The sequence below is a fragment of the Streptomyces sp. NPDC050549 genome, from assembly GCF_040655035.1.
Classification (GTDB): Bacteria; Actinomycetota; Actinomycetes; order Streptomycetales; family Streptomycetaceae; genus Streptomyces.
In genome coordinates this window covers 193,385-206,378 of the sequence record NZ_JBFAJD010000005.1, presented here as the reverse complement: position 1 = coordinate 206,378, position 12,994 = coordinate 193,385, and the positions used below count along the sequence as shown (strand labels likewise).

General features: G+C 72.0%; 11 protein-coding genes. 6 read left to right on the top strand and 5 right to left on the bottom strand.

Annotated elements, in window-relative coordinates; genetic code table 11:
* Nucleotides 1–72: 72 nt before the first annotated feature.
* From AB0I51_RS10610 to AB0I51_RS10600, 3 genes are all read left to right on the top strand, one after another.
* Nucleotides 73–882 carry a lysophospholipid acyltransferase family protein gene (locus AB0I51_RS10610; protein WP_362973448.1) on the top strand — a complete coding sequence of 270 codons (810 nt, stop codon included), beginning with the start codon at nucleotides 73–75 and terminating at the stop codon, nucleotides 880–882.
* Complete coding sequence (locus tag AB0I51_RS10605) at nucleotides 879–1,889, top strand: NAD(P)H-dependent glycerol-3-phosphate dehydrogenase (RefSeq protein ID WP_362973446.1); 1,011 nt, start codon at nucleotides 879–881, stop codon at nucleotides 1,887–1,889. Before AB0I51_RS10610 ends, AB0I51_RS10605 begins: the two co-directional genes overlap by 4 nt.
* 183 nt (nucleotides 1,890–2,072) lie before the next feature.
* The gene (locus AB0I51_RS10600) at nucleotides 2,073–3,230 is read left to right on the top strand and encodes a D-alanine--D-alanine ligase family protein (protein ID WP_362973444.1); all 1,158 of its coding nucleotides are present in this window, start codon (nucleotides 2,073–2,075) and stop codon (nucleotides 3,228–3,230) included.
* 19 nt (nucleotides 3,231–3,249) lie between these two features.
* On the opposite strand, the gene AB0I51_RS10595 is transcribed toward AB0I51_RS10600, so the two are convergent.
* Both AB0I51_RS10595 and AB0I51_RS10590 read right to left on the bottom strand, forming a co-directional pair.
* Nucleotides 3,250–3,741 carry a DUF3515 domain-containing protein gene (locus tag AB0I51_RS10595; protein WP_362973442.1) on the bottom strand — a complete coding sequence of 164 codons (492 nt, stop codon included), beginning with the start codon at nucleotides 3,739–3,741 and terminating at the stop codon, nucleotides 3,250–3,252.
* Between the two features lie 20 nt (nucleotides 3,742–3,761).
* Nucleotides 3,762–3,995, bottom strand: a complete 234-nt coding sequence (locus AB0I51_RS10590; RefSeq protein ID WP_003997603.1) for an Lrp/AsnC ligand binding domain-containing protein — start codon at nucleotides 3,993–3,995, stop codon at nucleotides 3,762–3,764.
* 203 nt (nucleotides 3,996–4,198) lie between these two features.
* Here AB0I51_RS10590 and AB0I51_RS10585 point away from each other — a divergent pair, with 203 nt between their 5' ends.
* Both AB0I51_RS10585 and thiD read left to right on the top strand, forming a co-directional pair.
* Complete coding sequence (locus tag AB0I51_RS10585) at nucleotides 4,199–5,164, top strand: thiamine-phosphate kinase (protein WP_019068733.1); 966 nt, start codon at nucleotides 4,199–4,201, stop codon at nucleotides 5,162–5,164.
* A complete protein-coding gene (gene thiD, locus AB0I51_RS10580) occupies nucleotides 5,161–5,946 on the top strand; it encodes a bifunctional hydroxymethylpyrimidine kinase/phosphomethylpyrimidine kinase (protein WP_362973440.1) in 786 nt (261 codons plus the stop codon). Before AB0I51_RS10585 ends, thiD begins: the two co-directional genes overlap by 4 nt.
* 90 nt (nucleotides 5,947–6,036) lie before the next feature.
* Here the strand turns inward: thiD and rpmB are convergent, their stop codons facing one another.
* A complete protein-coding gene (gene rpmB / locus AB0I51_RS10575; RefSeq protein WP_356404139.1) occupies nucleotides 6,037–6,222 on the bottom strand; it encodes a 50S ribosomal protein L28 in 186 nt (61 codons plus the stop codon).
* 257 nt (nucleotides 6,223–6,479) lie between these two features.
* Between rpmB and AB0I51_RS10570 the strand changes: the two genes are divergently transcribed.
* The gene (locus AB0I51_RS10570) at nucleotides 6,480–8,186 is read left to right on the top strand and encodes a DAK2 domain-containing protein (RefSeq protein WP_362973663.1); all 1,707 of its coding nucleotides are present in this window, start codon (nucleotides 6,480–6,482) and stop codon (nucleotides 8,184–8,186) included.
* Nucleotides 8,187–8,188: 2 nt separating this feature from the next.
* On the opposite strand, the gene AB0I51_RS10565 is transcribed toward AB0I51_RS10570, so the two are convergent.
* On the bottom strand, nucleotides 8,189–11,140 hold the full coding sequence (locus tag AB0I51_RS10565) for a tetratricopeptide repeat protein (protein WP_362973437.1): 2,952 nt from the start codon (nucleotides 11,138–11,140) through the stop codon (nucleotides 8,189–8,191).
* Complete coding sequence (locus AB0I51_RS10560) at nucleotides 11,140–12,966, bottom strand: HSP90 family protein (RefSeq protein WP_362973435.1); 1,827 nt, start codon at nucleotides 12,964–12,966, stop codon at nucleotides 11,140–11,142. The genes AB0I51_RS10565 and AB0I51_RS10560 overlap by 1 nt, the downstream gene beginning before the upstream one ends.
* Nucleotides 12,967–12,994 lie beyond the last annotated feature (28 nt).

Here is a 12,994-nt window from a genome sequence, read left to right as displayed (position 1 = left end):
GGTGTTCTCGACAGACCGACGGCCTGGGGCGACACTTGTGCGGCCCCCCGGGCCCAAGAGGAAGGTGTTCGCGTGCCCCGCCGCAGAATCGGGTTCTGGTACCGCTTCGCAGCGGTCCTCTGCAAACCGCCGCTGGTGGTTCTGATCAAGCGGGACTGGCGTGGAATGGAGCACATTCCGGCCGAGGGTGGATTTATCACCGCGGTGAACCACAATTCGCACGTAGATCCCCTTGCGTACGCTCACTTTCAGTACAACACCGGCCGCGTTCCGCGATTCCTCGCGAAGAGCGGGCTTTTCAAGAAGGGATTCGTCGGCGCCGCGATGCGCGGCACCGGACAGATCCCCGTCTATCGCGAGACCACGGACGCGCTGAGCGCCTTCCGCGCCGCGATCGAAGCCGTGGAGCGCGGTGAATGCGTCGCGTTCTATCCCGAGGGCACCATCACCCGCGACCCCGACCAGTGGCCCATGACCGGCAAGACCGGTGCCGCGCGCGTGGCCCTCCAGACCAGGTGCCCGGTGATTCCCGTCGCGCAGTGGGGCGCCAACGAACTGCTGCCGCCGTACGCCAGGAAGCTGCACGTCTTCCCGCGCAAGACCAGCCATGTGCTCGCGGGCCCGCCGGTGGACCTCACGCGCTTCTACGGCAAGGAGATGAGCCCGGACCTCCTCAAGGAGGCGACCGGGGTCATCATGGCCGACATCACACGCCTGTTGGAGCAGATCCGCGGCGCCAAGGCACCCGAGACGCCCTACGATCCGCGCCGCGAGCGGATCGAGCAGCGGCGCCGGACGGCCGCGGAGACCGAGCAGTTGGAGTCCAGGGCCGAGTCGGCGACCGAGCCGAAGGTCGAGCAGGAAGAGGGGCAGGGCACGTGAGCAAGCCGGTCAAGGCGGCTGTTTTCAGCGCCGGTTCGTGGGGCACGGCTTTCGGCATGGTGCTCGCCGACGCGGGGTGCGAGGTCACCCTGTGGGGGCGCCGCGCGGAGGTCGTGGACGCCATCAACTCCGGCCGCACGAACCCCGACTACTTCCCCGGTGTCGAACTCCCGGAGAACCTGCGGGCCACCACCGACCCCGCCGAGGCCGCCGCCGACGCCGACTTCACCGTCCTGTCGGTCCCTTCGCAGACGCTGCGCGCCAACTTGGCCGACTGGGCACCCCTGTTGGCGCCCGACACGGTCCTGGTCTCGCTCATGAAGGGCGTCGAGCTCGGCTCCGTCATGCGGATGAGCGAGGTCATCGAGGACGTCGCCAAGGTGAGCCGGGACCGTATCGCCGTGGTCTCCGGACCCAACCTCGCGCGCGAGATCGCCTCCCGGATGCCGGCCGCCGCGGTGGTCGCCTGCACCGACGAGGCCGTGGCCCGCCGGCTCCAAGCCGCCTGCCACACCCCGTACTTCAGGCCGTACACCATCACCGACGTCGTGGGCTGCGAACTCGGCGGCGCGGTGAAGAACGTGATCGGGCTCGCCGTCGGCATCGCGGACGGCATGGGACTCGGGGACAACGCCAAGGGCTCGCTCATCACCCGCGGGCTCGTCGAGACGACCCGGCTCGGTATCGCGATGGGCGCCGACCCGCTCACCTTCTCCGGACTCGCCGGCCTCGGCGACCTGGTGGCGACCTGCTCCTCACCGCTGTCCCGCAACCACACCTTCGGCACCAACCTCGGCAAGGGCATGACCCTCCAGGAGACCATCGCGGTCACCAAGCAGACCGCGGAGGGCGTCAAGTCCTGTGAGTCCGTGCTCGACTTGGCCCGCAGGCACGGCGTCGACATGCCCATCACGGAGACGGTGTTCGAGATCGTGCACGAGGGGAAGTCGCCCGTGGTCGCGGTCAAGGAGCTGATGTCGCGGAGCGCCAAGCCCGAGCGACGCTGAGCGCTCCGCCGGGGGAGCCGCGGTGGGTCGTCGGTCGGCTGCGGCGCCGTCGTGGCTGGTCGCGCTCACGCGGCGGTAGGCGCATATCGATACAGCCCCGCGCCCCTTCGGGGGGCTGCGCGAACCGCCCGTCGTCAACCGACGCTGTATCACAGCAGTACCACCGGGTACGCTCATCGCGATATGAGCACCGAGAACCTCTCCCAGAGCCCTGAGCAGCCGCCTCGCAAGCCGCGTGTGGCCGTCGTGTTCGGCGGTCGCAGCTCCGAACACGGGATCTCCGTGGTCACCGCCGGCGCCGTCCTCGCGGCCATCGACCGGACCAAGTACGACGTCCTGCCGATCGGCATCACCCGCGAAGGCCGCTGGGCCCTCACCGCCGACGCACCGGAGCGCATGGCGATCACCGACCGCCGTACCCCGGACGTCGAGGAGCTCGCCGAGTCGAGCGAGGGCGGAGTGGTGCTCCCGCTCGACCCCGGAAACCGCGAAGTCGTCATCAGCGAACCGGGATCCGTGCCCAAGGCCCTCGGCGAGGTCGACGTCGTCTTTCCCGTCCTGCACGGCCCCTACGGCGAGGACGGCACCCTCCAGGGACTCCTGGAGCTGTCCGGTGTGCCGTACGTGGGCGCGGGTGTGCTCGCCTCGGCCGTCGGCCAGGACAAGGAGTACATGAAGCGGGTGTTCACCTCGTTCGGCCTCAAGGTCGGCCCCTACGTGGTGATCCGGCCGCGCGAGTGGCAGCGGGACGAGTCCGCCGCCCGCAAGAAGATCGTCGACTTCGCCGGTGAGCACGGCTGGCCGCTGTTCGTGAAGCCCGCGCGCGCGGGTTCGTCGATCGGCATCACCAAGGTCGACGACCTGTCCGGACTCGACGAGGCGATCGAGGAGGCGCAGCGGCACGACCCGAAGATCCTCGTGGAGGCCGCGCTGCGCGGGCGCGAGATCGAGTGCGGGGTCCTGGAGTTCGAGGACGGGCCGCGGGCCAGTGTGCCGGCCGAGATCCCGCCGCCCCAGGAGCACGCGTACTACGACTTCGAGGCGAAGTACATCGACTCGACCCCCGGCATCGTGCCCGCCCCGCTGACGCCCGAGGAGACCGCCGAGGTGCAGAAGCTCGCGGTGGACGCCTTCGACGCGGCCTCCTGCGAGGGGCTGGTGCGGGCGGACTTCTTCCTCACCGAGGACGGCGAGTTCGTCATCAACGAGATCAACACGATGCCCGGTTTCACGCCGATCTCGATGTACCCGCAGATGTGGCAGGCCAGCGGCGTCTCCTACGGGGAGCTGGTGGACCGTCTGGTGCAGGCGGCGCTGCGCCGGTCCACCGGACTGCGCTGAACGGGCCGGTCCGGTCGATCTAGTCGGCGATCCCCGCGGGGATCGCCTTCTTCACGGACTTCGCCAGGTCGACCAGGGGCGCCAGACCGTCTCCGGTGCGGTCCTTCGGGATGGTCACCTCGGCGTATGCCTTGCGCAGCGTCGTGGTGAACCGGAACGAGCCGTCGTCCTGCTTCTGCAGCAGCCAGCCGACGCCGTTCACCTCCACGCCGTCGGCCTCCGGGTCGTTCATCTTCGCGGGTCTGACGACACCGCAGCGCAGTATGATCGCCGGGTTCCCCCAGCCCGCGGTCAGCGCGGACGCGGGCTCGGGATCCCGGCGGCCCTGGCCGTCGACCTTCGACGGCAGCACCTTGTCCAGATTCCGGCACAGCCCGGTGACCTTCGCGCCCGGTGAGGGAACCGCCGCCGACGCGCTGTCGTCTGCTGAGGAGCAGCTCGCGAGGGTGATCAGCGGGGCGAGCACGGACAGCCCGATGACAGAACGGCGCCGGTGACGGAGAGAGTTCACCGGCCAAGGGTAGACGGGGGCTACAGATGCACCACCGGGCAGGTCAGGGTGCGGGTGATGCCGTCCACTTGCTGGACCTTGGCGACCACCATGCGGCCGAGATCGTCGACCGTGTCGGCCTGGGCGCGCACGATCACGTCGTACGGTCCTGTCACGTCCTCGGCCTGGATCACTCCGGGAATCTTGCTGATCGTCTCGGCGACGGTCGACGCTTTGCCGACCTCCGTCTGGATCAGGATGTACGCCTGTACCACGGAACCTCCAGGGCGGCCACGAGGATCATGTGGGGAAAAGGAACGCCACGGTATCGCGTCGCCGCTCACCACGGGGAGACCCGCGGAGGCTCTGGCCCCCGTGCCGGGGCGCAGGCACGACTGAAGTTGACGGTCACCTCGACCGTACCGAGCACACCGACGGCTCGCGACCGGGCGCTGCCGTCACGAGAAGAGGACGAACGATGAAGGGCACCGTCGGTGAGTTGGGGGAGTTCGGGCTCATCAGGGAGCTCACTTCCCGGCTCACCACCACCCCCTCGGTCCGGGTCGGCCCCGGCGACGACGCCGCGGTCGTCGCCGCGCCCGACCGCAGGGTCGTGGCGAGCACCGACATCCTGCTGGAGGGGCGGCACTTCCGCCGCGACTGGTCCACCGCCTACGACGTCGGACGCAAGGCCGCCGCGCAGAACCTCGCGGACATCGCCGCGATGGGCGCCGTACCGACCGCGCTGCTCCTCGGTCTGGTCGTGCCGGCCGAACTCCCGGTCACCTGGCCCATGGAGCTGATGGACGGTCTGCGCGACGAGTGCCAGGTCGCGGGCGCCTCGGTGGTCGGCGGAGATGTCGTAAGGGGCGACACGATCATGGTGTCGATCACCGCGCTCGGTGATCTGCGCGGCCGGGAGCCGGTCACCCGGGCCGGTGCGCAGCCCGGTGACGTGGTCGCGGTGACCGGCTGGCTGGGCTGGTCCGCGGCCGGGTACGCGGTGCTGTCGCGGGGCTTCCGCTCGCCGCGCGCGTTCGTGGAGGCGCACCGGCGCCCCGAGCCGCCGTATCACGCGGGTCCGGCGGCGGCCGGGCTCGGCGCGACCTCGATGTGCGACGTCAGCGACGGGCTGATCGCCGACCTCGGGCACATCGCCGAGTCGAGCAAGGTCCGGATCGACATCCGTTCGGGCGCGATCGACATCCCGACCCAGATGCACGACATCGGGCAGGCCGTCGGCGTCGACCCCATCCAGTGGGTGCTGACCGGGGGAGAGGACCACGCGATCGTGGCGACCTTCGCACCGGACGTGAAGCTGCCGGCCCGCTGGAAGGTGATCGGCGAGGTCCTCAATCCGTCGGCGCTGCCCCAGGTGACGGTCGACGGGGCGCCGTGGACCAGCAAGGGCGGCTGGGACCACTTCGGGGACATCGAGTCGTGAAGCCCGGCGTCCTCACGGTGGCCGGCTCCGACTCCGGTGGAGGGGCGGGAATCCAGGCCGACTTGAAGACGATGCTGGCGCTCGGCGTGCACGGCATGAGCGTCGTCACCGCGGTCACCGCGCAGAACTCCCTAGGTGTGCAAGGAGCTTGGGAACTCCCGGCGGAGGCGGTGCGCGCCCAGTACCGCAGCGTCGTCGACGACATCGGCGTACAGGCCGTGAAGACCGGCATGCTGGCGTCGGCCGAACTCGTCGAGACGGTCGCGGAGTTGCTCGCGGGGACGGACGCCCCGGCGGTCGTCGACCCGGTCGGCATCTCGAAGCACGGGGACTCGCTGCTGGCGGACTCCGCGCTGGACGCCTTACGCACGAAGCTGCTGCCGGTGGCGGCGGTGGCGACGCCGAACCTCGACGAGGTGGCGCAGCTCACCGGCGTCCGGGTCGAGACGGAGGAGCAGTTGCGGGAGGCCGCGGCAGCCGTGCTGGCGTACGGACCGCGGTGGGTCCTCATCAAGGGCGGGCATCTGCCCGGTGATGCCGTGGATCTGCTCTCCGACGGCACCGAGGAGCACTGGCTGCGCGCGCCCCGGTACGACAACCGGCACACCCACGGCACGGGCTGTACGCTCGCCTCGGCGATCGCCGCGCACCTCGCGATGGGGCGGTCGGTGCCGGAGGCGGTGACGGCGGCGAAGGAGTACGTCACCGGGGCGATCGCGGCGGGGTTCGCGCTGGGCGGCGGGATCGGGCCGGTGGATCACGGGTGGAGATTCAGCGACTGAACCGGCCCGGGGTACGGCAAAAAGCCGGCCCACACGAGGTGGACCGGCTCGATGCAGCGAACCAGCAGTGGCCGCGCGCTTAGCGGTGCGTCAGCGCGCGACCTTGCCGGCCTTGATGCACGAGGTGCAAGCGTTCACGCGCTTCGGCGTCCCGCCGACCACGGTACGAACGCGCTGGATGTTCGGGTTCCAGCGACGCGGCGTACGGCGGTGCGAGTGCGAGATGTTGTTGCCGAAGCCCGGCCCCTTGCCGCAGACGTCGCAGTTGGCAGCCACGGGTCACTCCAAAGACTTCAGATGCACAGATGCACTTACGGATGATCCCGGCATGCCGGGATCAGGATCTAGGATCTGATGTGGCACTGCCAGGGGGGATGGCCCGATCGGGATCGGGCAACCGGAGCAGCATACAACGACTGCGCCGGTTCAACGAAACTACCATGCCTGGTCGAGGGCCTGCTCCGGCCCTCCTCGGGCCCGGCCCCCTCCGGGGTCTACGCTGCGTGCCAGTCCAGCAGCTCAAGGAGGCGCAGGTGCCGCAGGTGCCGCAGACATTCTTCGATGCTCTCGCGGTGCGTACCTGGTGCGGTCTCGCGCTGCGCGCGCTGGGGCGTGCGCGTGAGGAGATCGACGCCATCAACGTGTATCCCGTGGCCGACGGGGACACCGGCACCAACCTCTACCTGACCATGGAGTCCGCCGTCACGGCAGTCGAGGCGGTGTTCGCCGGACACGGCACCCTGACCGAGCAGAAGCCGCCGCTGGCCGACGCCGTCCGGGCGATGGCCCACGGGGCGCTCATAGGGGCGCGCGGCAACTCCGGGACGATCCTCGCGCAGCTGATGCGCGGTATGTCCCAGGTGCTCGCCGCCGACAGTGAGACGGCTCACACGGACGGGGAGGGACTGCGGCTCGCGCTGCGGCACGCGGCCGACTCCGCCCGGCAGGCCGTGGCCCATCCGGTCGAGGGCACGGTCCTCACCGTCGCCTCGGCCGCGGCCGACGCGGCCGGCGACACCGAGGGCGACTGCGGGACGGTGGCCCGGGCCGCCTACGACGGGGCGTGCGCGGCGCTGGCCGCGACTCCGGGACAGCTGGCGGTCCTGGAGCGCGCGGGAGTGGTCGACGCGGGCGGACGGGGGCTGGTGGCGGTGCTGGCCGCGCTGGTGGAGACGTTCACCCGGGAGGCGCCGGTCTACGGGGGGCACGCACGCGTGACCGTCGAAGTCGTGCACGCACGCGTGGAGGCCGTTTCGGCTTCCGGCACTGTCGACGTCACCCTCTGCGAGGACGACCCGTCGGCACCCCAGGAGGGCGGGCCCGCCTACGAGGTGATCTACCTCCTGGAGGCCGACGACAGTGCCGTGACCCGGCTGCGGGACCGGCTCGACGCGCTCGGCGACTCGCTCGTCGTGGTCGGCGGCGACGGTCTGTGGAACGTCCATGTGCACGTCGACGACGCGGGCGCCGCAGTGGAGGCGGGCGTCGAGGCCGGGCGGCCGTACCGCATCCGGATCACCCACTTCGGGCTCGGCGACGTCCACACCACCGGCGCCGAACGGCCGCCCCGGGAACGCGCCCAGCGGGCCGTCGTCGCCGTCGTCCCGGGCGAGGGCCTGGCGGGGCTCTACGGCGAGGCCGGCGCGACCACCGTGCTCGCGCGCCCCGGGGAACCGCCCGCCAGCGGGGAGCTGGTCGCGGCCGTGCGGCGGGCACACGCGCGTGAGGTCGTGCTGCTGCCCAACGACGCGGATCTGCGGCACACGGCGGCGGCAGCGGCCGAGCAGGCCCGTGCCGAGGGCATCCGGGTCGCGCTGATCCCGACGCGCTCCGCGGTCCAGGGGATCGCCGCGCTCGCCGTGCACGAGCCCGAGCGCCGCTTCGACGAGGACGTCGTCTCGATGACCTCGGCGGCCGGCGCGACCCGCTACGCCGAGGTCGCCGTCGCCGAACGCCAGTCCTGGACCATGGCCGGCATCTGCCAGGCCGGGGACGTCCTGGGCCTCGTCGACGGCGATGTGGCGGTGATCGGCGCCGACGTCATGGCCACCGCCCTGGCCGTCCTCGACCGCATGCTCGCGGCCGGCGGCGAACTCGTCACCCTCGTCCTGGGCGACGACGCCCCCGAGAGCGTCGCCGACATCCTGGAGGCCCACGTCCGCGAGACGTACCTCGCGGTCGACACAGTCGTGTACCGGGGCGGCAGGCAGGGCGCCCTGCTGCTCATCGGCGTCGAGTAGGGCTACTTCTCCGTCTGCTCCTCCATCAGCTGGAGCAGCTGCTCCGCCTCCGCGCGACGGGCCCGTACCGTCTCGTCGCCGTCGTCGGCACCCTCGTAGGCCTTCAGCACGCCACGCGCGCGTGCCGCCGCGTCGCCGGGACGGCTGAGGTCCGCCTCCAGCCAGCCCGCGGCGAGTTCGGCGGCGGTGCGGGTGTGCACGGCGCCGTCCCCGAGGGCGGCGAAGACGGCGACGGCCTCCGCGGTCTGCGTCAGGGCGTCCTCGAACGCGCCCTGGATCGCGGTGTCCTCGGCCTCCTCGGCGACCGAACGGGCCAGCAGCTCGCCGAACTGGCGGTGCGTGTGGCCGAGTTCACCGGTGAGCCGCTGCCGCGCCTCCTCGTCGTCCGTCACCAGCAGGGCCGCCTCGCACTCCTGGATCGCGGCCGCCATCAGCTCCCGGGCTTCGTCCAGGCCCCGGTCCGCCGGGTCCGCGCGCAACGCCAGCCAGGCCCGGGCACGCAGCGAACGCACGAGCCCGTGCACGTTCCCCAGGGACCGCCACAGGTCGCCCGCGCGCGTGTACGCCTGGTCCGCCTCGGCGTGCAGCCCCGCGTTGCCCAGGGACTCGGCGGCGAGATGGGCGAGCGTCGCGTGGTCGTGCTGCTCGGGCCAGTGCCGGGCGATCTCGGCCGCCTGCAACCGCCGTTCGGCCGCCGCGCGGTGCTCGCCCAGCTCGCTCAGACAGTCCCCGAGCCACCATTTCGTCTGCACGACCGCGCCGTCGCCGTGCGTCTCGGCGCTCAGGTCGGGCAGCGCCGACTCCAGCACCTCAGCGGCCTCGGCCCACCGGCCCTGACGCAGCAGGAAGCCGCCCAGCTGGTGCCGTGCCCAGGCGCCCAGCGTCGGGCCCTCGCCCGCCTCGTCGGACCAGTGCGCGGCCTCCAGTGCGTGCTCCGCCGCCTCCTGGGGCCGGCCCCGGCCGCCGAGCACCTCGGCGAGCTGGAGGTGCAGCTGCGCCCGCCCGGGTGCCTCCAGGTACGGCCCACCGTGCTCCAGGGCGGCCCGCAACGCCCGCTCCGCCTCCGCGATGTCCCCGAGGTGATGGGCGAGCCCGGCCGACCGGGCCTCGTACTCCACCGCGAACCACGGCAGCCCCGCGTCCACGAAAGCCGCCGAGGCCTTCGCGAACAGCCGTACGGCCGTCTCCAGGTCCCCGGTCCGCACCGAGAGTTCGGCCAGCATCGCCTGCCCCTCGGCGCCCCGGGCGGCCAGCCGGACATCGGCCTCGCCACCCGGGAGGGGCAGCCCGTCGACCAGGGCCAGCACCTCCCGGACGGCGGCCTCGGCGGCGGCCAGGACCTCGCCGTCGGGGGAGTCGCCCGAGGGGTCCTCGTGCACGGCCCGCATCAGGACGCGTGCCCGGCTCATCAGCACGCCCGCCGTCTGCCGTACGCCCGTGGCGCCCTCGGCGTACAGGGCGAGCACCCCGTCGTACGGCTCGGCGATCGCCGCGAGGGCCTTGTCGACCTCGCCGGTGAGAGCGCGTACGTACGCTCCACGCGCGCGTGCCGCCAACGCCTCCCCGGGGTCGCCCGCCTCGGCGTACAGCTCGGCGGCGCGCTCGAAGAGGGCGATGCCGTCGGGGCCTTGGTCCATCGCCTGGTGGTCGGCGATCTCGGCGCGGTCGAGAGCGGCCAGCTCGACGCCCTCGGCGGCCCGGGCGACGGCCAACCAGGCCTCCACGGCGTGCGGTTGCAGGGTGTCCGAGAGTCGCCGCGCCTCCGCGAGCAGTGCGGAGAGGTCCTTCTCCGGGGCCGGTTCGGGGGCGGGAACGGTCACCGGTGCGGTGGCCGGCCGGCCCGCCGAACGCACTCCCAGGGGCAGCCGCTCCACCAGGGGACGCTGACCCATGCGCGCACGTGCCCGGTCGCCGACATGGGTCGTGCCGTTGCGTTCGTCGAAGCGGGCGGCCAGCGCGAGGGTCTCCACGCGCGCGTGGGCGGCGAGTTCACGTGCCGTCCAGGCGCGGCCGGCCGGTCCCGGCACCTGCTGGTCGCCCAGTCCCAGCTCCGTCAGCCGGTCCATCAGCAGCGTCACCGCGGACAGGAACTCCAGCCCGCTGCGCGGGTTCCCGGAGTCCGTGAAGTACGCCGGACGCTCCGCCAGCAGCTCCAGACCGCGCGCCTCGTTGCCGCTCAGCGCGCAGAACTCCACATGGTCCGCGTACGCGCCCCGCATGCTCTCCATGGGCCGTACGAGCCGGAAACCCCGCAGGTGATGGGCGCGCGCCTCCTCGGGCCGCCCCAGGCGCAGCAGGGGGGCCAGGGAGGACGCGAGGACGGTGTGCGGTTCGTGGGCGCAGGTGAACTCGCCCTCCAGGACCGGACCCCACAGGTCGAGGGCCTCGGCGTCCCGCCCCCGCTCCACCTGCCACTCGCCCTGGCTGTGCAGCTCGCACGCGTGGCAGTCGGCCATGGTGTCCCGGTCGGCGGCCAGCCACGCGGCGTAGGCACGCTCGGCCCGTGCCACATCCCCGATGTGCGAGGCGACGCTGAACTCGGCGCTGCGGACGGCCCGTTCGGAGTGCCCGGCCAGCCGGTAGCGGTGTTCCATCTCGGCGAGCCACTTCTCGATCGACGCGAGCGGGATGTGCGGCTGGCCGAGCATCCCGGACGACATCCACTTGAAGACCCAGTGCAGCGAGTGGATCTCGTACTCGTCGAAGTCCTCCGGGCGTTCGTCCCACATGCGCAGCAGGCGCGCGAAGGGGACGAACATCTTGTCCTTCTCGGAGCTGTAGTTGTAGACCTTCAGCTGGTGCCCGAGCGCCTCGATCACCGCGAGCGGGATGTCCAGCTTCTCGGCCTCGGCGAGCAGTTGCTCCGCGCGCGCGTTGCGGGCCGGTCCCTCCGGCTCCTCGGAGTTCTCGGCCATCGCCCGGCGCAGCGCGTCGAAGTCCGTGATCCCTGTCATCAGTGGTCGCCCTCCCCGTGTGTGGCCCACTCCAGGAGGCCGATGAACGCCCGGTTCAGCAGTGCCGAGTCGGCGGGGCGCAGGGGTCGCTGCGCCATCAGGAGCGCCTGCCCGTAGAGCGACTCCGTGGCCGTCCCGATCAGGTCCCGGTCCCTGAGTGAACTGATGCGCCGGATCAGCGGGTTGAGATGGTTCAGCACGAGGCGCGCGCGGGGGGCGCTGCCCCGCAGCGAGCCCAGGATGCCCGCCCACAGGTCGTCGGCCTGCTCCTCGGCCTCCGCGCGGGCCTGCTCGTGCCGCGCCGACCGGTCGTCCAGGTGCAGCGCTGGCACCGACAGCGGATGGAAGGCCCGCAGTACGACATCGCAGCCCAGGGGGTCCAGCTTGGCCCGCGCGGCGGACAGGAAGTCCGCCAGCGCCAGCTCCTCGGCCGGGTCGACCGAGTCCAGGTGCGCGGTCACGGTGTCCGAGTCCAGCTCGGCGACCACCGTCCCCGGGCGCACCGACGGCAGCGCCTCGACCAGTTCGCCGTCGTACGTGTAGCCGCCGTTGATCACCCCGATGCCCTGCGCGGACGCGATCGGGGCGACCTGCCGGTACTCCTCCACGGTCCGCGTGAAGTGCACCACCGGGTGGCGCTGCGCGAACTCCTCCAGGGAGACCCGTCCGTCGGTCGTCTCGAAGGGCAGCCACGGCAGCATCGTGCGCAGCATCTCCGGGTCGTGCCGTGCCAGGGACTTCACCCCCAGGTGGTGCACCGACAGGAACGCGGCCAGCCGCTCCGGATCGCCCGCGGCGAGCCCGGTCAGCCAGGAGCGAATCCTTTCCCCCAGCGCCTCCCGCACGGCGGCCAGCGTCTCGTCCTCGTACAGCGACTCGCGCGAGGCCGTGGGCCGCAGACTGTCCGTGTCCAGCACACAGCGCACGAAGAACGCCCAGTCGGGCAGCAGCTGTTCGGCCCGCTCGGTCAGCAGCATGCCCTTGAGATGCACCCGGTGCGTGGCACGCTGCGCCGGGCTCACCGCCGACGGCAGCACATAGGCGACCCCGCGGATCCCGGCGAGCGGCACGGACAGCTCGATCGAGTCCAGCGGCGTGAACCCGAACAGCTCGTGACAGTGCCGGGCCAGCGCCACCCGCCGGGCGCCGGGACTCGGATACGGCCGGTCCCAGGGCGCCGGCAGATCGGTGATCGCCTCACCGTCCACCCGCACGTCGTACGGCAGCAGCGCCCCGAAGTCCCGCGCCAGAGCGAGGACCCGCTCCTTGGTGAGCCACTCGGCGGCCCCGGCGCGCGCCACCAGGTGGACGGTGGTGCCCGGTTCGGGACGCTCGGTGTCGGGCAGGGTCCGCACGGTGTACGACCCGTCGTCCGCCGCCGTCCACTCCACGGGCGGCGCCTCCGGCGTACGGGCGCTGCGGCTGACGACCCGGATCCGCTCGGCGACCACGAAACAGGCGAGCAGCCCGATGCCGAACTGCCCGAGGAACTCCGAGCGGACCTCCTGGAGTCCGTCGGCGCGCTTGGAGCTACGGCCGATGGTCGCGAGGAGGTTGTGCACGTCCGCCTCGGTGAGCCCGACACCGGAGTCCTCGACGCGCAGGGTGCCGCCCTCGGCGTACAGCCGCACCAGGGCGGGGGCGTCGGGCTGCTCGGCCCGGCGCGCGGTGATCGCGTCCACGGCGTTCTGCAGCAGCTCGCGCAGATAGACCTTGGGGCTTGAGTAGAGGTGATGGGAGAGCAGGTCCACCAGACCGCGCAGGTCGACCTGGAACGTGTGAGGTGACTGGGATGCCTGTGATGACTGTGAGGTCTGGGAGTCCATCGTCGCAGCGCCGAGGTGGGGGGAGGTG